Here is a 23800-nt window from a genome sequence, read left to right as displayed (position 1 = left end):
TCTACCCCTCCTTCCGCCTGGATCTGGACCGGGAAGGCTCCCGGCCAAAGGCCTGCTGATACTCGAGCGGGTGCTCCTCTTTGAGGCGCTCGAGGGTGATGGTGCCCGAGAAGATGCTCCGGTCCATGGGGAAGACGTCGGGCCGCAGGTGCGCGTTGTACATGTGCCAGATGACGATGGCCAGCACGGCCAGGATCGCCTCGCCCCGGTGGGCCACCCGGGCGGCGGGTACCGCCACGCCCGGGAGGTACCGGGTGAAGAGCACCGGGTACCAGAGGATCAGGCCGGTGATCCCCATGACCACCACGCCCCAGATGAGGGCCCAGTACTCGAACTTCTCCTTGAAGCCGAAGCGGCCCACGGGCGGCGGGGCGGGCTCCAGGCCCACCAGGTAGCGGACCGTGTGGAAGAGCTCCCGCACGTCGCCCAGTCCCGGGAAGATGTCGAAACGGAAGCCGTGGCGGAGCCCGCCCAGGAAGGTGCGGGCCACGTGGAAGAAGGTCTCGGCCATCATCACCACCGCAAAGAAGCGGTGGACGGCTCGGGCCGCATCGATGCCGCCCAGGAGCCGCAGCCACCAGCTTCCCAAGGCAGCCTCAGGCCAGATCTGGGGCAGGCCCGTGAGGGCCAGCATGGTGAAGGAGGCCAGGAGCACCGCGTGCTCCACGGTTTCCAGGCGGCTGAAGCGCCGGTAGACGGGCCGGCCGTCCGGACCGATCTCGAGCCGCGCCACCTTCCCCGGCTCCCCCGGGCGTTCGACAGCCTGCGCGCTCATCGCCCCACCCTCCTCCGTTCCCTGAAGCGGCGGGCCCCGTCCAGGACCGCGAAGAGTACGAAGCCCGCCACGGACACCGGGATCACGATCTGGTAAAAGAGCTCGATCGCCCGCACCAGCGTCGATCGCTCAGGCGGCACGTGCCCTCCGAAGCTGGCCACGAAGTTGCTGGTGGCGCCGGGGTGGCACTGGCTGCAGGTGGCCACCAGGTTCTCGGGAGCCACCTGGGCGTGGGGGTCGTCGGGCGGCAGGATGCCGTGCACCCCGTGGCAGTCGGTGCAGACGGCCTGCGCGACCCACTCCCCGGGCTGGGTGGCCATGGTGAGCCGGAGGCTCCGGCCGTGGAACTCGTCGAAGTAGGTGTTCACCACGTCGGGGTTGATGCCGTGACCTTCGGCCAGGGAGGTGTCCTCATGGCAAGAGACGCACGTCCCCACCGACTGGACCCGATAGGCCGCGGTGCCCACGGGTTCGGTGGTGTGGGGATCGTGGCAGGTGCTGCAGCTGGGTGCCGCCGGGTCGCCGGCCAGGAGCGCCTGCCCGTGGATGCTGCCCTCGAACTCCCGCACCAGCGGCTCGTGACAGCTCGCACACGAGGCGTCCAGCCCCTGGCCCTGCAAGCTCCGGGCGGGCTGCGCGTCGTGGGCGCCATGGCAGTCGGTACAGGTGGCGGACTGGAGGTTCTGGGTGCTCAGCACCCGGGCGTGCTCCCCCGCCTCCCACTCCTTGGCCTGGTCGAAATGGCAGGTCTGGCAGACCTCGGCCGAGCCCACCTCGTATTCACGCCGGGTACGGCTCTCCTCGGCCGGGTGGGGCACCTCGTCGTACCCCCAGTGGCAGTCGGTGCAGGAGAGGCCGGCCTCTCCATGGACGGAATCAAGGAAAGTCTTCTCTTTCACGAACAGGTCGTGAAACTGCCCCGACGGGAAGGTGGTGCCGAGGGTCCGGCTGGCGTGGCAGTCGGCGCACGACCCGTCGTCGGAGGCGGCGGTCGCTTCCCGGGCGGAGAGCATCGCCACCAGCGCTGCGGCCAGCAGCACCACGAGGGCGCCCCCGCCCGTCCACCGCGCCGGCCGGAGCGCCCTTCGGAACCGATCCGGGACTGGATCGAACCCGGGGGTCTCTCGGTCGTCAACCCCAAGCTCTCTCATGGGCTGCCCCCCGCTCGGGATCCATGCACGCACGTACATTCTAGACCGGAGGCCGCCCGGTACGGCATCGGCCCCAAACCTGATATTCCTCTCAGCTTCAGTCTAGGGAAGACGGCCGGGTGTGTGGTAGTCCCCATTTTCACTAAGTCGCGTGCCATCGATGACCCCTTGGTCCCGGGACATCGCGGTCCCCGAGGCGGGTCCGGGGGGGGGGCTGCGCTCCTCCGGCTCACCCTCCGGGCTGGCCCCGCAGCTCCTGCACGACGCGCGCCAGGGTCGAGGGCGCGTCGGTGATGACGCCTGCGGCGCCCAGACCCACCCACCGCCGCATGGCGGCCTCGTCGTTCACGGTCCAGACGTAGACCGGAAGCCCCCGCTCGGCCGCCCGCTCGATCAGGTCCTTGCCCGCCACCGGGAGGATCCCGTGCCGCTCGGGCGCCTGGAGCGAGGGCGCCGGCGGCCGCCGATAGAGGAAGCTGAGACCGAAGCGCTCCAGCAGCACAAAGGGCAAGGCTTCCTGCAGGGTCATTCCGGTGGCCACGCCGGGGGCGGCGCTCCGGAACCGGGTCAGGACCCCCTGGTGGAAGGAGGAGACGAGCACCCGTCCGTCTGCACCGTGCTCCCTCAGGAGCAAGGCCACGGCTTGGGCCAGGCGGGGGTCGTCGTCCTTCAGCTCCACGATCAGCGGCAGGTCCGGGAAGGTCTGAAGCACCTCGTCCAGGGTGGGGATCCGCACCCCCAGCCCCCGGAAGGGATAGCTCGAGCCATCGGGTGAGAAGCGGTACGCGGCATCCAGGCCCTTCACCTGCTCCAGCGTCAGCTCGCGCACGCGCCCCGAGCCGTCGGTGGTTCGGTCCACCGTCTCGTCGTGGAGGACCACGACGCGGCCGTCGGCCGTCAGGTGAACGTCCAGCTCCACCATGGTGGCCCCCACCACCCGGGCGTGCCCGAAGGCGACCAGGGTGTTCTCGGGCGCCTCCAGGGCCCCGCCCCGATGGGCGATGACCTGCACGGCCCCCGGCTCCAGCCCCGCCAGGACCGGCAGCCGCTCTCCGCCCTTCGAGGGACCCACCGCCCAGACGACACCCGCCAGCAGCAGGACCACCACCAGCACCCCGACGCCCAGCCGGGCCAGGGCGGGATGATCGGGAGCCCCGTCCAGCCCCCACCGCCGCGGCGCCAGACCCGTCGCCAGGAAGACGAGAGGGGCGCCCACCGTCACCCAGAGGGCGACCAACCCGTAGCCCAACAGGCTGGGGATCCCGGCGGGCAGGACGCCTTCCACCAGGAAGACGAGCCCGAAGAAGCCACCGTACCCCACCAGCAGCTTGACAAGCTGGCGCACGACCGCTGCCTGCGGCGCGTAGGGGAGGTGCGCGAGACCCACCCCGTCGCCGATGAGGAAGCCCAGCAGGAATCCCAGCAGCCGCACGCTCCCGCTGCTGGGCTCCAGGAAGAGGGCAAGCGGAACCAGGAGCAGGGCCAGGACCACCTTGAGGCCCAGAGGCCAGCGGCCTCCCCATCCCCGGCGGTATCCCACGAAGAAGACGGCGACCAGGGCCAACCCGATGGCCAGCCCGCCCAGGACGTCACCCAGGTAGTGGACCCCCAGGTAGAGCCGCGACAGGCTGATGAGCGCGATGAGGGCGATGGCGGCCCCCACCAGGAAGGCCGAGGGGTACGCCAGGGCGAGGGAGGTCCACAGGGTGGCGGAGCCCTGGGCGTGTCCCGAGGGGAAGCCCGGGCTCGTCTCGGTGGCGATGGGGACGACCCCCTCCGCCGGGCCCGGCCGGGGCAGGACCAGCCACTCCTTCAGGATGCCGTTCAGAGCCATGGAGACCAGGAAGACGAGGGCCACCTGGTGGGTCCTGCGCCGGTCCACCAGCCAGAAGAGCGCGGGGAGGAGGAGTATGTAGAAGAGCTCGGTGCCCAGGGCGGTGAAGGCCAGGAAGAACCGATCCAGCAAGGGATTCGAGAATTGCTGCAGCCAGACGTTGACGGCCGGATCGAACATGGCCGGCAGGCCTCCTTCCGAATCCTACCAGAGGCATCATACCAGACGCCGGCTGTCTTCGTCATGGGCTGCCGGGGAGAGGCCCCCCGGCAGCGGGACCAGCCGCTGCGGCCTGGTAGCCGCTCAGGCTCGGGAACGGAGTCCTGTGCGCTCGTACACCTCCTCCATGGTGGTCCTGGCCACCCGCCGGGCGCGATCGGCCCCCTCGGCCAGGATGGTGCGGAGACGGTCCGGGTGGGCCACAAGCTCCTCGTACCGCTCGCGGATGGGTCGAAGCTGCTCGATCATGTGCTCGGCCACCGCGTCCTTCAGCTCCACGTAGCGAAGGGTACCCTCGTCGTACGCCCGGCGCAGGGCGCGGAAGGTGTCACCCTGGGCGTCGAAGACCTCCAGGAGGGTGAAGAGGTTCCGCACCCCCGGGCTCATCTCGCCCGTGGTGGGGCCCGTGTCGGTCACGGCCCGGCGCAGCCGCCTGCGGATCTCGTCGGGAGGGTCGGTGAGGGCCACGTAGCTACCGGGAACGCTCTTGGACATCTTGCTCTCGGGGTCGGTCAGGGCCATGATGCGGGCGCCCGCGGTGAGGCGGGGCTGGGGCTCGGGGAAGGTGGGGCCGAAGGTCCCGTTGAAGCGGCGGGCGATCTCCCGGGCCAGCTCCAGGTGCTGCACCTGATCCTCGCCCACGGGGACCGTGTCGGCCTTGTAGATCAGGATGTCGGCGGCCATGAGGATCGGGTAGTTGAGCAGGCCCGCGTTGACGTTCTCCGCGTGCTGGCGGGCCTTGTCCTTGAACTGGGTCATGCGCTGCAGCTCGCCCAGCGGGGTGACGCAGCCCAGAATCCATGCAAGCTCCGCGTGCTCGGGCACGTGGGATTGGACGAAGAGCGTGGTCTTGGCCGGGTCCAGCCCCGCGGCCAGATTGATGGCTGCGGCCTCCCGGACCCTCCGGCGGAAGTCGGAAGGGTCGTAGGGAACCGTCATCGCGTGGTAGTCCACGATGCAGAAGAAGGACTCCATCTCGTCCTGCATGCGCACCCAGTTCTGGATGGCGCCCACGTAGTTCCCCACGTGCACCCCGCCCGTGGGCTGAATGCCCGAAAAGATCCGGCCCATCCGCTCACCTCCTGGCGTCCTGCTGTCGATTCTGCGCCAGCTCGCTGTTCGTGTCAACCACCGGGGGCCGGTCCCAGGCATAGAGATGGAACCAGGGGGTGAGCGCGGTGGAGGGGGTTCAGCTGCTCCTGCCGGTCTTTACCGACTGGGTGGTGGAGAACCTGGCCCACCTCGGGCCCGGGTCGACGTACCACCTGGCCTACGACCCCGGCAGGGTCGATCTCGACGTCCTGGAGGACCTGCGGGAAGGAGCCGTCCGGCCGGGGCTGCCCGCCCAGGTGGTGAGGGTGGACGGCGACCGGCTGGTGCCGGTGGCCCGGGTCTGCCTGACCCGGGTCAACGAGTACCCGGCCTACTACCGGTTCGACTTCGTGGTGGAGGAGGTGCTCCCGTACCTGACGACCCGCCTCCTCCCGGGTCGCCAGCCCCGGGTGCAGTTCGCTCGGGCCGAAACGGCCGTGCCGGGGACGGCAGGTCCCCCCGGGGCCGCCGCGAAGGGCGCGCCCACCGAGGGTCCCACGGGCGAGGGCGCGCCGGGGCAGGGCGAGCCCCCTTCCCGCTGAGGGTCGCCCCGCCCTGCTGCGCCCGGATAGGGCGGGCGGGCTTCAGATCTCGACCGTCCTCACCTGGACGATGCGGCCGCCCTCGAACTTCCAGACCCCGTAGGTCGCGTTGACCACGTCACCGTTCTCGTCAAACTCCACGGGACCTGAGGCACCCTGGTAGTCGACGTCGACCCCTCGGGCGATGAGCTCCTTGGCCTTGGCCCACTCCCCGGGGTGGATCACCTCGCCGGGGGCGTTGGCCACCTCCCGGAGCGCGTCGCGGATCTGCTGGCCCGTGGCACCGGGCCCTGCCTTCTCCATGGCCAGCGCCAGGACGAAGGTCCCGTCGTACGCTTCCGGCATGTAGGGCTGAGGAGGCGGCGTTCCGTACTTCTTCGCGTACGCGTCCCGGAAGAGCTGGTAGGCGGGGCTTTCGGTGGGTGGCAGGGGCGAGGTTCCGTGGGTTCCCTCCAGGGCTTGCGCGCCCACCGCGGCCACCAGGTCTTCGGACTGGAGCCCGTCGGAGAAGAGGAACGCCCGGAAGAAGCCCTCCTCCACCGCCTGGCGGAGGACCGTGGCGCCGTTCTCGGGGTAGGCGATGAGCACCAGCGCCTCAGGGTTGCCCCGGGCGGCCCTCTGGAGCTCGCCCCGGTAGGAGGCCTGGCCACCCTCCATGGCCACACTGACCAGAACCCGGCCGCCGCCGGCCTCGAAGGCCGCCTGGAAGTTACGCGCCAGGCCCTCGCCGTAGGCGTTGTTGATGTAGACGACGCTCACCGCCTTGTACCCCTGCTCCTGAGCCACCTGCGCCAGCACCTTGCCCTGCAGCGCGTCGGAGGGGACGGTGCGGAAGAGGTAGTCGTCGTCGTCAAGGTTCGTGATCTCGGGGCTGGTGGACGCCGGTGAGATCTGCACGACGCGGTTGGGCACCGCGACGGACGTCGCCACGGGGATCGTGACGCCACTGGAGAGGGCGCCGACGAAGGCCGGCACCCGGTCGACCGAGACCAGCCGTTGAGCCGCCTCCACCCCGGGCTGGGGCGAGGTCTGGTCGTCCCGGTGGACCAGGCGCAGGAAGGCCCCGTTCCGAACGCCTCCCTGGGCGTTGATCTGGTCGGCTGCCAGGTCGGAGGCGTTCTTCAGAGGCTCACCGTAGGCGGCAAGGTCGCCGGTGAGGGAGAGGAGGGTTCCCAGGAGCGCCTCCTGCGCCCGTGCAGGGGCCGAGGCGAGCACCACCAGGAGGCCGAGGACCATGGAGAAGACGAGACGCTGCCCGACGACGGTGGCCCGCGTGGAGTTCACAGAGACCTCACGCTCCTTGTTAGAAACCAGAGATCGCTACGATTATGAGTCTCTTCTTTCGACGTCCACCGGGCCAGTCCTGCCGCCCGCCAGCTCCGGCGGGCCCTTCGCGAGGCAGGTCGTAACGGTTCTCGTGAGCAGGATTCGATGGTACGGCGTCGAAAGGCTCTCCCACTCACCGGGCCGCTCGTGGGAGATGGCCTGTGCGGCTTCCCTTGCCGGAGCCCGCTCCGGGGGACGCCGCCGAGAGGGAGAGGATCTTGGGGCGCCCAGCGATCCTTGATGTACAGGGCCTCGAGAAAAGCTTCGGTGGGATCAAGGCTGTGGACGGTCTCACCTTCTCCGTGCCCCAGGGCTCGATCACTGGGCTGGTGGGGCCCAACGGCGCGGGCAAGACCACCGCCTTCAACCTGATTGCCGGGGTCCTGAAACCCGATGGCGGCCAGATCCGCTTCCTCGGCCGGCGGATCGACGGGCTTGCAGCCCACCAGGTGGCCGCACAGGGGATCCTCCGCACCTTTCAGATCCCCCGGGGGCTGGGCCAGATGACGGTGCTGGAGAACCTGATGGTGGTGCCCCTGGCCCAACCGGGCGAGTCGCTCTGGAACGTGTGGACGCGGCCCGGGCGGGTGGTGGACGCTGAGCGGTCCATCCGCCGGCGGGCCATGGAGGTCCTGGAGTTCGTCCACCTCACGGAGTTGAAGGACGAGCTGGCCGCGCACCTCTCGGGCGGGCAGAAGAAACTGCTGGAGCTCGCCCGTACACTCATGGGGGACCCGGTGATGATCCTCCTCGACGAGCCCGGGGCGGGGGTGAACCCCTCGCTCATGCGCGATCTGGTGAGGCTCATCGGGGAGCTGCGCGACCAGGGGAAGACCTTCCTTCTCATCGAGCACGACATGGACCTGGTGGCCGAGTTGTGCGACCCCGTCCTCGTGATGCACCAGGGGCGCCTCCTGGCTCAGGGGACGCTGGAGACGATCCGGACCAACCCGATCGTGGTGGAGGCCTACCTCGGGGGGGTGCCCACGGCGTGAACCCGGCGCAGCCGGTCCCTCCCGCAGGCGCCGCGTCCCTGATGCGGGTGGAGGCGGTGCACGGAGGCTACGGGCAGCTCGACGTCCTCCACGGCGTCAACTTCCGCATGGCGCCCGGGGAGCTGGTCTGCATCATCGGGCCCAATGGCGCCGGGAAATCCACGCTCCTCAAGGCGATGGTGGGGCTCGTCCGCATCCGCTCGGGCCGGGTCCTGCTCGAAGACCGGGAGATCACGGGGCTCCCTCCCGCTCAGGCGGTGCGCCTCGGCATCTGCTACGTCCCCCAGACGGGTAACGTCTTCCCGTCGCTCACCGTGGAAGAGAACCTGGAGATGGGTGCCTACGTCGTGCGCGATCAGTCCCTGGAAGCCCGGAAGGACCGTGTCTTCGCGCTCTTCGAGACCCTGAAGGAGAAGCGCCGCCATCGGGCCGGTGCACTCTCGGGCGGCCAGCAGCAGATGGTGGCCATCGGCCGTGCCCTCATGCTGGATCCCCGGGTGCTCCTGCTGGATGAGCCCACGGCCGGCCTGTCGCCCCTGTACACCTCCATGATCCTGGAGCGGGTCCGCGCGATCAACGGGCAGGGTGTGGGCGTCTGCCTGGTGGAGCAGAATGCCCGGGCGGGCCTGGAGATCGCTCATCGCGGCTACGTCTTCACCCAGGGGACCGAACGGCTGGAGGCCCCGGCTGAACGGCTCCTGACCGACCCCGGCGTGGGCCGTCTCTTCCTCGGAGGTGCCTCCTGATGGTCCAGCTCGTCGTGTACGGCCTCGTCTCCGGGGCCATCATCGCCCTGGGGGCCATCGGGCTCACCCTGATCTTCCGGATCCTCAACTTCGCTCACTTCGCCCATGGCGACATGATGACCCTGGGCGCCTACCTGGCCTTCCTCTTCCACGTGGGGCTCGGGTGGCCCCTGGCGGTCGCCGCGCCGGCCGCGGTGGCCGGCACCGTGCTCGCGGCGCTGGTTCTGGACCGGCTCCTCTACCTGCCCTTCCGCCGGAGCAACCCGGTGGTTCTGCTCATCGCCTCGGTGGGCGCGGCCCTGATCCTCCGGAACGGGATCCAGGCGGTCTTCGGCCCCGACAACCTCTTTCTCCAGCAGGGCGTCCAGTTTCCTCTGGTTCTGCCCGGAGGGGTGCGGGTGAAGCCCATCCACCTTCTCATCCTTGGGCTCGCGGTGGTTCTGGTGGTGCTCCTCCACCTTTTCCTCACCCGCACGCGCCTGGGGAAGGCGATGCGGGCCGTGGCCGACAACCCCGACCTGGCCGGCATCTCAGGCATCAAGACCGAGCAGGTGGTGCGCTGGACGTGGGGGCTCGGCGCGGTGCTGGCAGGCACGGGCGGCATCCTCCTGGCCCTGGACACCCACCTCCAGCCCGTCATGGGGTGGACCCTGCTTCTCCCCATCTTCGCGGCGGTGGTCCTGGGGGGCGTGGGGAACCTGTACGGGGCGATCCTGGGGGCGCTGGCCATCGGCATCGTCCAGGAGCTGGCCACGGCCTTCCTCAACCCGGGGTACAAGCCCGCCGTCGCCTTCGTCCTGCTGGTGCTGGTGCTCGTCTGGCGGCCCACTGGCCTGCTGGGCACAGGGAGGGCTGCCTGATGGAGCTGTCCGGCCTGATCGCGTACCTCGTCTTCTTCATCTCCATCGCGGGCATCTACGCCCTCCTGAGCCTGGGGCTCAACGTGCAGTGGGGCTACACGGGCCTCTTCAACATCGGCGTGGCCGGGTTCTTCGCGGTGGGTGCCTACACCTCGGCCATCCTCACCACGGGCCCCAGCCCCAACCACCTGGGTGGGTTCGGGTGGCCGGTGGTCCTGGCCCTCCCGGTCTCCGGGCTGCTGGCAGGGCTGGCCGCCTACCTCATCGGGCTCCCCACCCTCCGCTTGAAGGAGGACTACCTGGCCATCGCCAGCATCGGCATTGCGGAGACCCTGCGCCTCGTGCTGAAGAACGAGGCGTGGCTCACCAACGGGGTGCGGGGCATCCCAGGCATCCCGCGGCCGCTCGCCGGGCTCGTGCCGGGCCGGTACGACGCCTGGGTCTTCGCCGCGGGGGTGGTGGCCGTGGTGGCGATCAGCTACCTCCTGGTGGAACGAGGCATCCGTTCGCCCTGGGGCCGGGTGCTGCGCGCCATCCGCGAGGACGACGCGGTGGCGGCCGCGGTGGGAAAGGACGTCTTCCGTCACCGCATGGAGGCACTGGTATTGGGCTCGACCATCATGGGGGTGGCGGGCGCCCTCTACGCCTCTTTCACCAAGTTCATCAGTCCCGACGCCTTCATGCCCTGGAACGCCACCTTCCTGGTGTGGGTGGGGCTGATCCTGGGCGGAAGCGGAAACAACCGGGGAGCCGTGCTGGGGGCGGTGCTCCTCTGGGCCATCTGGTCCGGGTCCGACGCCCTGGCCGACGCCCTTCCCGCCGCCCTGAGCGCCCGGGCCGCCGCCCTGCGCATGGTGCTCATCGGCGTGCTGCTGGAGGTGGTCCTCCTCTGGCGCCCCCAGGGGGTCCTGGGCGAAGAGCGCCAGGTCTCCCGCTTGGCCCTGGAACCCGGGCCGTCCGGCCTGCCGGCCCGGAGCGCGCCCGCGCGATCGCATAATTCCCGGCACTCCCGGCAAGTCTAGCCCACGTCGGTCACCCTCGCCTCAACGCCCGTTCCTTTCTATACGGCCCGGGGAGGGGCCTGTCAGATCCCGCCGGGGCGGTGGCCGTCCCATGGGAGGATGGCCCATCCCGCACCCGACACGACCGGGGGCCACCCCCCGTGGACCCCGAGGGGGGAGCGTCATGGAGAACCGGACGGGCCCGCTCACCGCGCCCGGCGCGTCCAGCGGGCACCCGGCCCAATGGGTGCCCGACCCACCCCCGCCGCTGGCAAGGGAGCCCGCCGAACGCCTCATCGGCTATTACCTTGAAATGCAGCGCATCCGCCGCTTCGAGGAGCGGGCGGCCGAGGCCTACGCGCACGGCAAGATCGGAGGCTTCCTGCACCTGGCCATCGGGGAAGAGCCCGTGGCCGTGGGCGCCATGGCCGGTCTGGAACCCGACGATGACGTGATCACCCACTACCGCGACCACGGCGACGCCCTCGCCCGCGGCCTCGACCCGGGCCGGGTGATGGCCGAGCTCTACGGCCGGCGGGACGGCTCCAGCGGCGGCCGGGGCGGCTCCATGCACCTGGCCGATGCCGAGCGCCGCTTCTGGGGAGGACATGCCATCGTGGGGCTCCACCTACCGGTGGCGGTGGGGCTCGCCCTGGCCCATGCCTACCTGGAGCGGCCCCACGTGGTGCTCTGCATCTTCGGCGACGGCTCCACCAACACCGGGGAGTTCCACGAATCGCTGAACCTGGCGGCCCTCTGGCGGTTGCCGGTGGTCTTCCTCTGCCAGAACAACCTGTACGGCATGGGCACGGCAGTGGAGCGGGCCATGCCGGTGACCGAGATCCGCCGCCGGGCCGAGCCGTACGGGATCCCGGCGGCGCGGGTGAACGGCATGCGGGTGCTGGGGGTGCGAGAGGCCGTTCGGAGCGCGGCCCGCTGGGCCCGAGAGGGGCGCGGGCCGGTGCTGCTGGAGGTGCTCACCTACCGCTTCAGGGGTCACTCCATGGCCGATCCCGAGCTCTACCGCAGCCGGGAGGAGCGAGAGGCCTGGCGCCAGCGCGACCCCATCCGGGTCTTCGGTGCGGAGCTGCTCGAGGGCGGCGTGGCCACCCAGGAGCAACTGGACCAGGTGGACCGGCAAGCCGAGGCTGAGGTGGAGCGGGCGGCGGCCTTCGCCGAGGAGAGCCCCGAGCCTGCCCCCGAGACCCTCCTGGCCGGGATCTACCGGGCCCCCCTGGACGGTGAGGCGGCAGACGGCAGAGGAGGCGACGGCCATGGAGCTCACCTTTCGTGAGGCGGTGCGCCGGGCCCTGATCGAGGAGATGGACCGGGACGAGCGGGTCTTCATCATGGGCGAGGACGTGGGCGCGTACGGAGGCTCCTACGCGGTCACCAAGGGGCTGCTGGAACGGTTCGGCCCCGAGCGGGTGCGCGATACGCCCATCTCCGAGGCGGCCATTCTGGGGGCCGGCACGGGAGCGGCAATGGGCGGGCTTCGCCCGGTGGTGGAGATCATGACCATCAACTTCCTCCTGCCCGCAGCGGACCAGCTCATCAACGGCGCGGCCAAGTTCCACTACATGTTCAACGGACAGTTCTCGGTGCCCCTGGTGGTGCGCACGGTCAACGGTGGGCGGCGCCTGGCGGCCACCCACTCCCAGGACCTTGAGGTCCTCTTCGCGTTCATCCCCGGGCTGAAGGTGGCTGCGCCCGCCTCCCCCGCCGATGCCCACGGCATGCTGAAGGCCGCGATCCGCGACCCCGACCCCGTGCTCTTCGTGGAGCACGCGCTCCTCTACAGCGTCAAGGGCGAGGTGCCCGACGACCCCGACCACCTGGTGCCCCTGGGGCGCAGTACCGTGCGGCGCCCCGGTCGGGACGTGACCCTGGTGGCCTACTCCCGGGCGGTGGCCCTGGCCCTGGAGGCCGCCAACGTGCTGGCGGACCGGGGGGTGGAGGCAGAGGTCATCGACCTGCGCTCCCTGCGTCCCCTGGACGCGGGCCCCGTGCTCGAGTCCGTGCGAAAGACCCACCGGGCGGTGGTGGTCGAAGAGGACTGGAAGACGTACGGGGTGGGTGCGGAGCTGTCGGCCCGGATCGCGGAAGAGGCCTTCGACGCCCTCGCGGGCCCGATCCTGAGGGTGGCGGGCTCGGAGGTGCCCATGCCCTATGCGGCCAACCTGGAGCAGCTGGCCCTGCCCCAGGTGGAGCAGGTGGTCGACGCGGTGGCCAGCCTCATGGGCCGGAGGGGGGACGTGGTGTGGCAAGCCCGGTGACCATGCCCCAGATGGGCTTCGACATGCGTGAGGGCCGGCTGGTGCGCTGGCTGAAGGCTCCGGGCGACGCCGTGCAGAAGGGCGAGGCCCTGGCCGAGATCGAGACCGACAAGGCCACGGTGGAGCTGGAGGCCTTCGAGAGCGGCAGGCTCGCCCAGATCCTGGTGGAGGAAGGGGCCACGGTGCCCGTGGGCGAGCCGGTGGCCCTGCTGGAGACGGCACCCGAGGCCGCCGTCGCCCCAACACCGGCGCGGCTGGCTCCGCCAGGCCCCGCGCGCCCCGAAGTCGGCCCAGGCGAGGCCCCCGGCGCGGAGCAGGGCCCCGCTCCGGCCCGGGCGGCGGAAGCTGGCCGGCGGGCGAGCCCGGTGGCCCGGCGCCTGGCCCAGGAGCGGGGTGTGGACCTGGAGAAGGTGCGCGGCAGCGGCCCGGGCGGCCGCATCCTGGGACGCGACGTGGCCGAGGAAAGCCCCGCCGCCCGGGCGCCCTCCCGGGCGGACGGTCGCGACGGAACCCAGCAAGACGGTGGCGCCGGGCGCGACGGCACCGGCCGGCGCGCCCGGCAGGCCGGACCCTACCGGTTCCAGCCCCCCTACCACGATCCGGCGGACTACCTGGACACGCCCACCCGGTGGCCGGCCGGCTACACCTCGGGCCAGAGCCTGGGCGAGCAGCCCTTCGCCGGCCCCCCCTCGACCGTGAGCCGAACGGGCGTGGAGCCCGAGGGCCTGCGGGCCGCCCCTTCGGAACGCGCCCAAGCGGAGCAGAGACCAGCCGCCCGCCCCGAGCGCGACGCTCAGGAACCCGTGGATGTGGAACCCTGGAGCCGCATGCGCCAGACGATCGCGCGCCGGATGAGCCAGGCCAAGCGGGAGATCCCCCACTTCTACGAGACCATGCGGGTGGAGATGGATCAGGCCCTCGCCTTCCGGGTGGACGTGAACGACGACCTGCCGGACGAGGACCGGCTCTCGGTGAACGACCTCCTGGTGCGGGCCGCGGCCCTGGCGCTGGAGGAGTTTCCCACCCTCAATGGAACCTACACCGAGGAAGGGCTGCGCCTGAACCAGACCGTCGATGTCGCGATCGCCGTGGCCGTCGAGGGCGGCCTGCTCACCCCCGTGGTGCGCGACTGCAACGCCCGGGGGCTGGTGGAGCTGGCCCGGGAGGTCCACCGGGTGGTCCGCGCAGCCCGGAAGGGGCGGCTCAAGCCCGAGGAGTACGCGGGGGGCACCTTCACCATCAGCAACCTGGGCATGTTCGGGGTGGAGTCGTTCAGCGCGATCATCAACCCGCCCCAAACGGCCATCCTCGCCGCAGGTGGGACCCGCCAGGAGGTGGTGGTGGCGGACGGCCAGATGCGGCCCGCCACCGTCCTCCACCTGACCGTCGCAGCGGACCACCGGGTGACCGACGGTGTGGAGGTGGCTCGCTTCCTGAACCGTACCCGCGAGCTGCTCGAGCACCCCTGGCTCCTGGTGAGCCCCCACCTCCGTGGATAAGGAGTGGAACGATTGCCGGAATCAGAGGCCTACGACGTGGTCATCGTGGGGGGCGGCCCGGGAGGGTACGTGGCCGCGATCCGGGCGTGCCAGCTCGGGTTGCGGACGGCCCTGGTGGAGAACGATCGCCTGGGGGGCATCTGCCTCAACTGGGGGTGCATCCCCACCAAGTCGCTGCTTCACACGGCCGAGGTGCTCCGCCACGTGCGGGACGCCTCCCGCTACGGCATCCAGACGGGCGAGGTGACGGCCGATTACGCGAAGGCCGTCGACCTGAGCCGCCAAGCGGCCGACCGCCTCTCCCGCGGCGTCGAGTTCCTCATGCGGAAGAACGGGGTGGACGTCATCCAGGGACGGGGCCGCCTGGGCGCTGAGGGCCGGGTGGTGGTGGAGCCCTCCGGGCGGGAGCTCGACGCCCGCCACGTGATCCTGGCCACGGGCGGCCGTGCCCGGGGGCTGCCCGGGGTGGAGATCGACGGGGAGCGTATCCTCTCCAGCCGGCACGCCCTGGCCCGGCGGGAGCTTCCCCGGCGGCTGGTGATCGTGGGCGGGGGCGCCATCGGCGTGGAGTTCGCCTACATCTACCGCGCCTACGGGGTGGAGGTCACCGTGCTGGAGATGCTCCCCCACCTGCTCCCGCAGGAGGAGCCCGAGGTCTCCGAGGCGCTGGAACGGGCGTTCAAGCGCCGGGGGATCCGGGTGGAGACCGGGGCCCGGGTGGCTGGCCTCGAGCGGGAGGGTGAGACCCTACGCATCCGGCTCGAGGGCCAGGAGGAGCGTCTCGAGGCGGACACGGTGCTGATGGCCGTGGGTGTCCAGGCCAACAGCGAGAACCTGGGGCTCGAGGAGCTCGGGATCGAGACCGAACGCGGCTTCGTGCGGGTCGACGAGCACATGCAGACCACCCGCCCCGGCGTCTATGCCATCGGCGACCTGACGGGCCCGCCGCTCTTGGCCCACGTGGCCTCCGAGCAGGGTGTGACCGCCGTGGAGCACATGGCGGGACAGGAGCCTCCCCGGCTCTACCCCGAGCGGATGCCCCGGGCCACCTACTGCGAGCCCCAAGTGGCCTCCGTGGGCCTCACCGAGGCCCAGGCCCGGGAGCAAGGGTACGACGTGACCACGGGGCTCTTCCCGCTCCAGGGCAACGGCAAGGCAGTGGTGCTCCAGGAGACCGGCGGCCTGGTGAAGGTGGTGGGCGAGCGCCGCTACGGCCAGGTGCTGGGCGTACACATGGTGGGTCCTCAGGTGACCGAAATCCTGGCCGAGGCGGGCCTGGCCGTGGCCATGGAGACCACCCTGGAGGAGCTGGGCGGCACCGTCCACGCCCACCCCACCGTCTCCGAGGCGGTGAAGGAGGCAGCCCTCGCGGCCCTGGGCCGGGTGATCCACGTCTGATCCCCCGGCCTCGTGCGGGCGCCGGGCGCAGGCGACCCCGCGCCGGCCCCCCACGAAGGAACCCGCGACCCCGGGGCGAAAGTGCTCCCGAATCCGACCTTCGGAAGGGAGTCGAGCTCCTTGCGCCCCGGAGACGCCCTGCCTTTCTTCCCTGCCCGGCCGCCGGTGCGCGCTCTGCGCACGCTGGGGGCAGCGCTGGCGGTCACGCTTGCGTGCCTGGCCGCCCCTGTGCTCCAGGCCGCCCCCACTCCCCCGCCCGGCTACGACCGCGCCCGGTCGCGGGTGGTGAAGCTGGGCGAGGGGGTCGTGCTGCGGGCCCCGGAGCTCCTCTGGTCGGGCGCGCTCGAAGGCGGCTTGCTGCGCCTTCTCTGGACGGCGGAGACGGAGGGCGGCCTTGCCCTGGTCACCCGAACCATCGCTTTCCGCGGCGGGCGGATGCAGGTGGGCGACGCGGCGATCCTCCGCCAGGGCGGCGAGCCTCTGGCGGATCCGGCCGGCCCTAAAGCCGGCGCGCCTGTGCGGCCGCACCAGCCCCTCCTCCTCCCCGGCGCCGGCGCGGGGGATTCCGGCCCCGCACGGGACCGACTGGTGTGGGTGGAAGGCTCTCCGGGGGCTCGCTCGCTCTGGGTCGCGCCCCTCGAGGGCGACCGACTGGGGCCCGCCGAGCAGCTGGCCTCCCCGTCCCAGGACGCCCGCGCTCCTGCCGTGGTTGCCGCGCTCGCCGGTGAGGATCCCGGGGCCACCCTTGCCTGGATTGAGGGGACCGGCGCCGGTGGCCGCCTGGTGGTGGCCCGCTCGGCAGCGGGCGGCGCCTTCGGCTCGCCGGCGGTTGCCAGCGAGGGCACTCCGGTGCTGGCCTTCGCCCTGGGCCGGCGCGAGCGGGCCGACTACGGTCTGGTGCTGGAGCGGACCGGCGAGACCACCGCCCGCCTGCGGAGCTTCCGGCTGGTCTGGCCCGATGGCGGGGGGGCGCCCGGGCTCACCCTCCAGATCGTCTCGCCTCGGGTGGGGCTGCCTGAACGCGACCGGTTGGATTTCGCCTGGGCCGTCTCCCCCGCGGGGCGGCTCTACGTCCTCGCGATCGTCGTGCTGCGGGATCGATCGGTGCTCCCGGCCGCCTACCTCTTCCAGGTCGACGCCGACGGACTTCTGGCCCCGATCCGCACCGTTCCGCTCCAGCCCCGCTCGCAGCCCCGGCTCACCTGGTCCCAGGGGCTCGACCTGACCTGGACGGCACCGGACCAGACGGGGACCTGGCAGGTGCTGAGCGCGCGGCTGGATCCAGACCGTCCCGGAGAGCTGGCTGGAATGCCCGTCACGGCCGGATGGCAGGGCAGCTTCGTCCCTTCCGCCCTGCGGGATCCGCAGGGCAATCTCCACGCGGCCTGGGTATCGCCCCGGGAGGAGGGGTGGCAGCTCCTTTACCGCACCGACCGGGTCCAGCAGACCACGCTCCTCGCGGACCGGCTCGAGTCCGTGGCCAGCTCGGATCATCCGGAGAGGCTGCTCGCGCTCCTGGGTTTCTTCGCCTTCTTCGCGGTAGCGGCGCTCCTGCCCGCGCAGGGGCCCGCCCTCTTGCTGGTGTGGGGCTGGGAACGGGTGGTGGGCCGGGAGCCCTCCCGATGGCTCTGGCTGGCCGGTGTCCTCGCGGCCGACCTGGTGAGCCGGGTGGGCCTCCTGCCCCTGTGGTCGCCCGAGGCCTTCGACCTGGGCGCCTGGGCCCTCGCCTTCCGTACGGCCTACCTGCTGCCGCCGCTCCTGGCCGTCCTCTGGCTCCGCTGGCGCCCGGCGCAGGCGTCGACCCACCGCGGCCGCTGGGAACTGGCCCTTTTCTACCTGGCGGCGCAGGTGGCCGTGACCGCCTGGCCCTTCACCCTCTGGAAGATGGCGGGGCTGGGGTGAGGGGCCCCGCGCACCCCCGGACGGGTCACCCCTTGACGGCCCCTGCCGTGAGCCCCTCCACGATTCGGTTCTGGAAGACCAGCACCAGCACGATGAGCGGCACGGTGACGATGACCGACGCCGCCATGATCTCGCCCCATGGGATCTCGAACCGGGTGGCGCCCGAGAAGTAGGCGATGGCCACCGGCACGGTGCGGGCGTTGTCGTTGATGGTGAAGGTGAGGGCGAAGAGGAACTCGTTCCACGCCTGGATGAAGGCCAGGAGCCCCGTGGTCACCAGGGCCGGCGCCGCCAGCGGCAGGAGCACCATCCGCAGGGTCTGCATGGGCGTCGCTCCGTCCACGAAGGCCGCCTGCTCCAACTCCGCGGGCGTCTCCCGGAAGAAGCTGGTGAGCACCCAGACGGTGAAGGGCAAGGTGAAGGTGAGGTAGGTGAGGGCGAGGCCCCACCAGCTGTTGTAGAGCCCCAGGGCCCGCACGAAGAGGAAGAGCGCCCCCAGGATGGCGATCTGCGGGAACATGGTCATGGCCAGCACCGAGTAGAGGACCACCCCCTTCCCCCGGAAGCGGAGCCGCCCCAGGGCGTAGGAGGCGAAGGCGCCGATCACCAGCGAACCGATGACCGTCACGGTCGAGACGATCGCGGAGTTGAGCAGGTTCCGGCCGAAAGGCCGGGCGGTGAAGACCGAGACGTAGTTCTGCCAGTTGAAGTGGCTGGGCCAGTAGAGCACGGGCGTGGTGAAGAGCTCGCCCCTGGGCTTCAGCGACGAGACCACCGCCCAGTAGAAGGGGAAGATGGTCCAGAAGACCAGGACCAGGGCGACCCCCCAGAAGAGCGCCTTCCTCACGCCTTCCCACCGCCTCGGGTTCATTCCTCCGACACCCCCAGGACGCGCACGTAGAGCAGGACAAAAAGGAAGATGATCAGGAAGATCACCATGCTGATGGCCGAGCCATAGCCGAGTTGCTGGAACTCCACCAGGATCCTCCGGTTGTAGGTGGCCACGGTCTCGGTGCCCGAGGCGCCCGCGGTCATGACGAAGACCACGTCGAAGACCCGCAGGGCGTCGAGGGTCCGGAAGATGAGGGCCACCAGCATGGCTGGCCGCAGGAGGGGCAGGGTGATCGAGAAGAACTGGCGGATGCGGCTCGCCCCGTCGACGGTGGCCGCCTCGTAGAGGTCGCCTGCGATCACCTGCAGACCCGCCAGGAGCAGGAGGGCCATGAAGGGCGTCGTCTTCCAGACGTCCACCGCGATGACGGCGTTCATCGCAAGCCCGGGCGAGGCGGTCCAGGCGACCGGCGCGTCCAGGAGGCCCACCCGCATCAAGAGGTCGTTGAGCACGCCGAAGACGTCATTGTACATCCACCGCCACATCTGGGCCGAGACGACGGTGGGGATCGCCCAGGGCACCAGCACCGCCGCCCGCATCAGCCCCCGGGCCGGGAAGCGGGAGTGGATCACCAGGGCCATGAGCAGCCCCAGCACCAGCTCGGCCGCCACCGAGACCACGGTGAAGTAGAGGGTGTTCCCCACGGCCTGGAGGAAGACGGGGTCGCTGAAGAGGTCCTTGTAGTTGGCCAGCCCCACGAACCGCACCGCCCGGCTCGAACCCAGCCTCGCGTTGGTGAGGCTGTTGAGGAAGGTGTCCACCAGAGGATAGAGCGCGACCCCCACCAGCACCAGCAGCGTGGGCAGGACCAGGAGCCACCCCAGGCGGGCCTGGCGGGCCGCGAGCGTCACCCCGCCCCGCCCACCGGTGGCCGCCTCCTCCAGCAGCAGCGGTTCCGGTCGGTCGATGACCATCACCCCCGAGGAAGGGGCCGGGCGGCCGGCGCCTCACGCCCTGTGGCTGCGACGCCCCCGCCCGGCCTGGGCTACCGCATGATCCGCTTCAGCTCGGAATCCAGCCTGGGCAGCACCTGCTCCGCAGTCGCCTCGCCGGTGAGCACCTGGTGCACCGCGGTGAAGTAGGCTGTGGAGACCTCGTTGTAGCGGTCGCCTGAGACCGTGGACGGCCGGGCGACCGCGTGGGTGAAGACGTCGTAGAGACTCCCCATGAAGGGCGACGCCGCCAGGACCTCAGGGTCCTCATAGAGCGCTTCGATGGTGGGGTTGAAGCTCCCGATGACAGCTCGCCGCTTCTGCTCCTCGTAGCTGGCCAGGTAGCGGGCCAGCCAGGCCGCCGCCTCCTGGTTCCTGGAGTAGGTGGAGACCATCAGCTCCCAGCCGCCCAGGGTGGCCGCGCTGCCTGCACCGCCCGAAGGCAAGGGCGCCACGTCCGCCTTGCCGGCTACGGCCGAGTCCTCACCCTGAGCCAGGGCGTAGGCGTAGGGCCAGTTCCGCATGAAGGCGGCGTTGCCACTCTGGAAGATGGCCCGGGCTTCCTCCTCGGCGTAGGTGGTCACGCCTGGCGGCGAGATGGTACCGACCCAGCTCCGGGCCAGATTCAGCGCCTCGGCCGTCTTGGCGTTGTTGACCGAGACGGTCCCGTCGGGCTCGATGATGCTCCCGCCGCCGAAGGAAGCCTGCCACTCCAGCGCGTCGCAGGTGAGGCCCTCGTAACGGTTCCCCTGCCAGACGAAGCCCCAGAAGGAGCGATTGCCGGCCGCCCGCTCACCCTCCTGGATGGCCTTGGCCATGTCGGTCAGCTCCTGCCAGGTCTGGGGCGGCCCGTCATACCCGTACTTCTCCAGGAGGTCCGTGCGGTAGTAGAGGAGGCCGGCGTCGGTGAACCAGGGGAGGCCCACCAGCTTCCCGTCCACCGTGTTGTTCTCGATGATGGCCGGGAAGTGCTGAGCGATCTCCTCTTCGGGCACGTACTGGGAGAGGTCCACCGCGTGCTCGGCCAGGATGCCTGGCCAGATCACGTCGATCTGATAGACGTCGATGTCCGGCGAGCGAGCCCCCAGGTACTGGAGGTAGAGGCCCAGCCGGTCTGTGGCCAGGTCGGGCGTTTCGAGCACGTCGACCTTGGCCCCCGTGAGCTCGCTGAAGGCGGCTGCCGCTTCCTTGGTGAGCTGCAGCTCCTGCCCCACCGCGCCAGCGGCCACCGTCAGGGAGACGCCCGACAGATCCGGCCACTGCACCTCGGGTTGGGCCGCCGCGGCTCCGGACAGGAGCGCCATGGCGAGCAGAAAGGCGAGCGCCGCCCCCCATCCTTGCATCCTCCGCCACGATCTCTGACTCATCCATCAGCCTCCTCACAGGAGTGGGATCCAACTCATCCGTCCGGGTACCCTGCTGCCGCCGCCCGGCGGCCGGCCGGCGGCTTGCCTTGGGCGAGAGCCCGCTGGCTCGAGCGCCGTACCACCAGGCGGTGGGGGAGCACCCGCTTGACCATCCCCACGGGCCGCCCCTCGGCCAGGTCCATGGCCAGCTCCGCGCTGACCCACCCCATCTGGAACCTGGGCTGCGCGATGGTGGTCAGGGGGGGCTCGACCCCCTCCGCCAGGGCCAGGTCGTCGAAGCCCGCCAGGGCCACGTCCTCGGGCACCCGGAGCCCCGCCCGGTGGAGCGCCTGGAGAGCGCCGAGGGCCATCTCGTCGCTGAAGGCGAAGAGGGCGCTGGGGGGCGCTCCTCGCTTCAGCAGCCGCTCCATCGCCTCCCTCCCTCCCCGGATGGAGAAGTCCCCCTCCTCGACGAGGGTCTCGTCCCACGCGAGGTCCGCACCCTGGAGCGCCAGCCGGCAGCCCTTCAACCGCTCGCCGCTGGTCACCGGGTCCGCCAGCGAGCCGCGGATGATGCCGATGCGGCGGTGGCCCAGCTCCAGCAGGTGCCGCATCATCTCGAAAGCGGCCCCGGCATTGTCCACGCCCACACAGGGCACCTCCGCGTCGGCCACGTGGGCGCTGGCCAGCACCACCGGCACCCGGCTCCGCCGGACGAATACCGCGTGCTCGGGGCGGTAGTCGCCGGTGATGAGGAGCGACGCGTCGCAGCCCCTGCGCCGCATCTCCTCCAGGAGCTCCAGCTCCCGGTCGGGACGCGCGTCGCTGTTGGCCAGGAGCACCCCGTAGCCCCGCGCCGCGGCGGCCGCGTGGATCCCCTTCATCACCTCACCGAAGAAGGGGAAGGACAGGTCCGACACGATCAGCCCCAGGAGGTGGCCCGACCGAAGCCGCAGGCCCCGCGCCACGGGGTGCGGCGCGTACCGCAGGCGGCGCACCGCCTCCTCCACCTGCTTCCGGGTGGCCTCCCGCACCAGCGGGCTCCCGTTCAGCACCCGGGAGACGGTGGAGGCTGAAACCCCCGCGATCTTCGCGACGTCTTGGATCGTAAGCCGCTCTCCGTCGGCGGAATGTGTCATGAAATCCATCCCATTCCTGTCCCAGGTTAGGTCCTTCCTCAAGGTGCGCGGGATCTCCTCCCGCGCACCACGATCTATTCAGACAACATCATCCAACGCCAAGTGGGTTCTCGTCCTCAGCCCTTCACGGCGCCGGCCAGGATGCCCCGCACGAAGTAGCGCTGGAGGGCGAAGAAGACCGCCACGGGCACCACCATGGCCACGAAGGCGGCGGCCGTGAGCAGGTGCCAGTTCTGCCCGAGGGAGCCCACCAGGCTGCTGAGCCGCAGGGTAAGCGGCGCCACCGACGGGCTCCCGCCCAGGTAGATCAGGCTCACCAGCAGGTCGTTCCACACCCAGAGGAACTGGAAGATCCCCAGGCTCGCCAGGGCGGGAACCGAGAGGGGGAGCGCCAGCCGGAAGAAAGCGGTGAGGGGCGACGCTCCGTCGATGTAGGCCGACTCGAAGAGGTCCGAGGGCAGCGAGCCGAAGAAGTTCCGCAGCAGGTAGACGGCGAAGGGGAGCCCGTAGCCCGCGTGGGCCAGCCAGATGCCCAGGAAGGTCCCCGAGAGACCCAGGGAGTTGTAGATGCGGAGCACCGGGATCAGGGTCATCTGGAGCGGAACCACGAGCAGGCCCACCACCATCAGGAAGAGCGCGTCCCGGCCCGGGAAGGTGAACCAGGCGAAGGCGAAGGCGGCGAACGCGGCGATCAGCATGGGGATGAGGGTGGCCGGCACGGTGACGATGAAGCTGTTGACGAACGCCTGCGCCATGCCGTTCTGGTAGAGGACCTGCCGGTAGTTGGCCAGGGTGTACTGCGTCAGATCCAGCGGGTTGCGGAAGACCGTCCACCACCCGCTCGAGGCCACGTCCGCCGCAGGCCGCACCGAGCTCACCAGAAGCCCCAGGGTGGGCAGGACCCATGCCAGGCAGACGAGGACCAGCACCAGGTGGACCAGGGGCGGTGCGCCCTCGCGCTCCATCAGCGCTCCACCTCCTGCTGCCGGAACCGGCGGATGTTGAGGAGCATCAGCGGGACGATGGCCAGGAAGAGCACCACCGCCACTGCACTGGCCCGGCCGAAGTTGCGGAACTGGAACATCTCCTTGTACATCCGGTTGGCCACCACCTCGGTGCCGAAGTTGCCGTTGGTCATCACGTAGACGATGTCGAAGACCTTCAGGACGTTGATGAGCATGGTGGTGGTCACCACGGCGAGGGTCGACTGGATGTAGGGCAGGCTGACGCGCCAGAAGAGCTGCCACTCGCCGGCCCCGTCCACCCGGGCCGCCTCCTTCAGGTCCCTGGGGATCCCCTTGTAGGCCGCCGACAGGATGACCATCGCGAAGCCCGTCCAGATCCAGACGCCCACCACGATCAGGGCGATGTTGTTCATCCAGGGCCGCTCGAGCAGCCACCCCACGGGCTGGCCGCCCAGGGCGACCACGATCTGGTTGAGGAGGCCGATCTGCGAGGCTCCCGGCGGGTTGTAGGCGTAGACGAACTTCCAGACCACGCCCGCCCCCACGAAGGAGACGGCCATGGGCAGGAAGATGACGGACTTGGCCACCGCCTCGTACCGGACCCGGTCGGTGAGCACGGCCAGCATCAGCCCCAGCCCCACCGTCGCGGCGGTGAAGAGGAAGAGCCAGAGCAGGTTGTTGCGGAACGCGGTGAGCATGGCCGGGGATGTGAAGGCGTAGCCGTAGTTCTCCAGACCCACCCAGTGGACGGAGCCCCGGTCGAGGAAGCTTGTGTAGATGGTAGCCAGGGTGGGGTAAACCAGATAGAGACCCAGGATCAGGAGCGCCGGGGCCACGAAGGACCAGGCCCAGGAGCGGCCCGTGCGCATCGGCTTGCCTCCCCTCGTGACGGGCCCGCCGGGGGCGGGGC

The 23800-nt window shown here is 70.7% G+C and carries 21 protein-coding genes; 10 read left to right on the top strand and 11 right to left on the bottom strand.

The features are described from left to right. Position 1: 1 nt before the first annotated feature. From LIP_RS01035 to trpS, 4 genes are all read right to left on the bottom strand, one after another. Positions 2 to 775, bottom strand: a complete 774-nt coding sequence (locus LIP_RS01035) for a formate dehydrogenase subunit gamma (RefSeq protein WP_068133148.1) — start codon at positions 773 to 775, stop codon at positions 2 to 4. Beyond that, entirely contained in the window at positions 772 to 1926 is a 1155-nt protein-coding gene (locus LIP_RS01030; protein ID WP_158509506.1) for a cytochrome c3 family protein, read from the bottom strand. The genes LIP_RS01035 and LIP_RS01030 overlap by 4 nt, the downstream gene beginning before the upstream one ends. Before the next feature lie 229 nt (positions 1927 to 2155). Continuing rightward, complete coding sequence (locus LIP_RS01025; RefSeq protein ID WP_068133142.1) at positions 2156 to 3940, bottom strand: glycerophosphodiester phosphodiesterase family protein; 1785 nt, start codon at positions 3938 to 3940, stop codon at positions 2156 to 2158. A gap of 123 nt (positions 3941 to 4063) precedes the next feature. Next, positions 4064 to 5050 (bottom strand): tryptophan--tRNA ligase, encoded by a 987-nt coding sequence (gene trpS / locus LIP_RS01020; RefSeq protein ID WP_068133140.1) that lies wholly within the window; start codon positions 5048 to 5050, stop codon positions 4064 to 4066. Between the two features lie 107 nt (positions 5051 to 5157). On the opposite strand from trpS, the gene LIP_RS01015 reads away from it, so the two are divergent. Further along, positions 5158 to 5613, top strand: a complete 456-nt coding sequence (locus LIP_RS01015; protein WP_068133136.1) for a hypothetical protein — start codon at positions 5158 to 5160, stop codon at positions 5611 to 5613. A 42-nt stretch (positions 5614 to 5655) separates the two neighbouring features. Here the strand turns inward: LIP_RS01015 and LIP_RS01010 are convergent, their stop codons facing one another. Continuing rightward, the gene (locus LIP_RS01010; protein WP_198409632.1) at positions 5656 to 6897 is read right to left on the bottom strand and encodes an ABC transporter substrate-binding protein; all 1242 of its coding nucleotides are present in this window, start codon (positions 6895 to 6897) and stop codon (positions 5656 to 5658) included. 260 nt (positions 6898 to 7157) lie between these two features. On the opposite strand from LIP_RS01010, the gene LIP_RS01005 reads away from it, so the two are divergent. The 9 genes from LIP_RS01005 to LIP_RS00965 all read left to right on the top strand — a co-directional run bounded on the left by LIP_RS01005 (position 7158) and on the right by LIP_RS00965 (position 17616). Then, the gene (locus LIP_RS01005; protein WP_198409631.1) at positions 7158 to 7934 is read left to right on the top strand and encodes an ABC transporter ATP-binding protein; all 777 of its coding nucleotides are present in this window, start codon (positions 7158 to 7160) and stop codon (positions 7932 to 7934) included. 41 nt (positions 7935 to 7975) lie between these two features. Continuing rightward, complete coding sequence (locus LIP_RS01000; RefSeq protein WP_068141292.1) at positions 7976 to 8680, top strand: ABC transporter ATP-binding protein; 705 nt, start codon at positions 7976 to 7978, stop codon at positions 8678 to 8680. Then, positions 8680 to 9540 carry a branched-chain amino acid ABC transporter permease gene (locus LIP_RS00995; RefSeq protein ID WP_068133133.1) on the top strand — a complete coding sequence of 287 codons (861 nt, stop codon included), beginning with the start codon at positions 8680 to 8682 and terminating at the stop codon, positions 9538 to 9540. The genes LIP_RS01000 and LIP_RS00995 overlap by 1 nt, the downstream gene beginning before the upstream one ends. Further along, positions 9540 to 10562, top strand: a complete 1023-nt coding sequence (locus LIP_RS00990; protein ID WP_173652444.1) for a branched-chain amino acid ABC transporter permease — start codon at positions 9540 to 9542, stop codon at positions 10560 to 10562. Before LIP_RS00995 ends, LIP_RS00990 begins: the two co-directional genes overlap by 1 nt. Before the next feature lie 163 nt (positions 10563 to 10725). Next, entirely contained in the window at positions 10726 to 11835 is a 1110-nt protein-coding gene (pdhA, locus tag LIP_RS00985; RefSeq protein ID WP_082725679.1) for a pyruvate dehydrogenase (acetyl-transferring) E1 component subunit alpha, read from the top strand. Further along, complete coding sequence (locus tag LIP_RS00980) at positions 11816 to 12817, top strand: alpha-ketoacid dehydrogenase subunit beta (protein ID WP_068133130.1); 1002 nt, start codon at positions 11816 to 11818, stop codon at positions 12815 to 12817. The genes pdhA and LIP_RS00980 overlap by 20 nt, the downstream gene beginning before the upstream one ends. Beyond that, the gene (locus LIP_RS00975) at positions 12802 to 14316 is read left to right on the top strand and encodes a dihydrolipoamide acetyltransferase family protein (RefSeq protein ID WP_068133127.1); all 1515 of its coding nucleotides are present in this window, start codon (positions 12802 to 12804) and stop codon (positions 14314 to 14316) included. Before LIP_RS00980 ends, LIP_RS00975 begins: the two co-directional genes overlap by 16 nt. Positions 14317 to 14328: 12 nt before the next feature. Beyond that, the gene (gene lpdA, locus LIP_RS00970; RefSeq protein ID WP_068133123.1) at positions 14329 to 15714 is read left to right on the top strand and encodes a dihydrolipoyl dehydrogenase; all 1386 of its coding nucleotides are present in this window, start codon (positions 14329 to 14331) and stop codon (positions 15712 to 15714) included. A gap of 120 nt (positions 15715 to 15834) precedes the next feature. Continuing rightward, on the top strand, positions 15835 to 17616 hold the full coding sequence (locus LIP_RS00965) for a hypothetical protein (RefSeq protein ID WP_068133119.1): 1782 nt from the start codon (positions 15835 to 15837) through the stop codon (positions 17614 to 17616). 25 nt (positions 17617 to 17641) lie between these two features. Here LIP_RS00965 and LIP_RS00960 read toward each other — a convergent pair whose 3' ends face one another. From LIP_RS00960 to LIP_RS00935, 6 genes are all read right to left on the bottom strand, one after another. Next, positions 17642 to 18487, bottom strand: a complete 846-nt coding sequence (locus LIP_RS00960; RefSeq protein ID WP_082725678.1) for a carbohydrate ABC transporter permease — start codon at positions 18485 to 18487, stop codon at positions 17642 to 17644. Beyond that, positions 18484 to 19422 carry a carbohydrate ABC transporter permease gene (locus LIP_RS00955; RefSeq protein WP_082726531.1) on the bottom strand — a complete coding sequence of 313 codons (939 nt, stop codon included), beginning with the start codon at positions 19420 to 19422 and terminating at the stop codon, positions 18484 to 18486. The genes LIP_RS00960 and LIP_RS00955 overlap by 4 nt, the downstream gene beginning before the upstream one ends. A 71-nt stretch (positions 19423 to 19493) precedes the next feature. After that, on the bottom strand, positions 19494 to 20807 hold the full coding sequence (locus LIP_RS00950; RefSeq protein ID WP_198409629.1) for an ABC transporter substrate-binding protein: 1314 nt from the start codon (positions 20805 to 20807) through the stop codon (positions 19494 to 19496). 32 nt (positions 20808 to 20839) lie between these two features. Beyond that, on the bottom strand, positions 20840 to 21925 hold the full coding sequence (locus tag LIP_RS00945) for a LacI family DNA-binding transcriptional regulator (protein WP_158509505.1): 1086 nt from the start codon (positions 21923 to 21925) through the stop codon (positions 20840 to 20842). Positions 21926 to 22041: 116 nt separating this feature from the next. Continuing rightward, positions 22042 to 22890 (bottom strand): carbohydrate ABC transporter permease, encoded by an 849-nt coding sequence (locus LIP_RS00940; protein WP_068133114.1) that lies wholly within the window; start codon positions 22888 to 22890, stop codon positions 22042 to 22044. Then, the gene (locus tag LIP_RS00935; RefSeq protein ID WP_068133111.1) at positions 22890 to 23759 is read right to left on the bottom strand and encodes a carbohydrate ABC transporter permease; all 870 of its coding nucleotides are present in this window, start codon (positions 23757 to 23759) and stop codon (positions 22890 to 22892) included. The genes LIP_RS00940 and LIP_RS00935 overlap by 1 nt, the downstream gene beginning before the upstream one ends. Between the last annotated feature and the right edge of the window lie 41 nt (positions 23760 to 23800).

This window comes from Limnochorda pilosa (assembly GCF_001544015.1).
Classification (GTDB): Bacteria; Bacillota; Limnochordia; order Limnochordales; family Limnochordaceae; genus Limnochorda; species Limnochorda pilosa.
The sequence above is the reverse complement of the archived record's forward strand: the minus strand, read 5'-3'. Positions and strand labels throughout refer to the sequence as shown.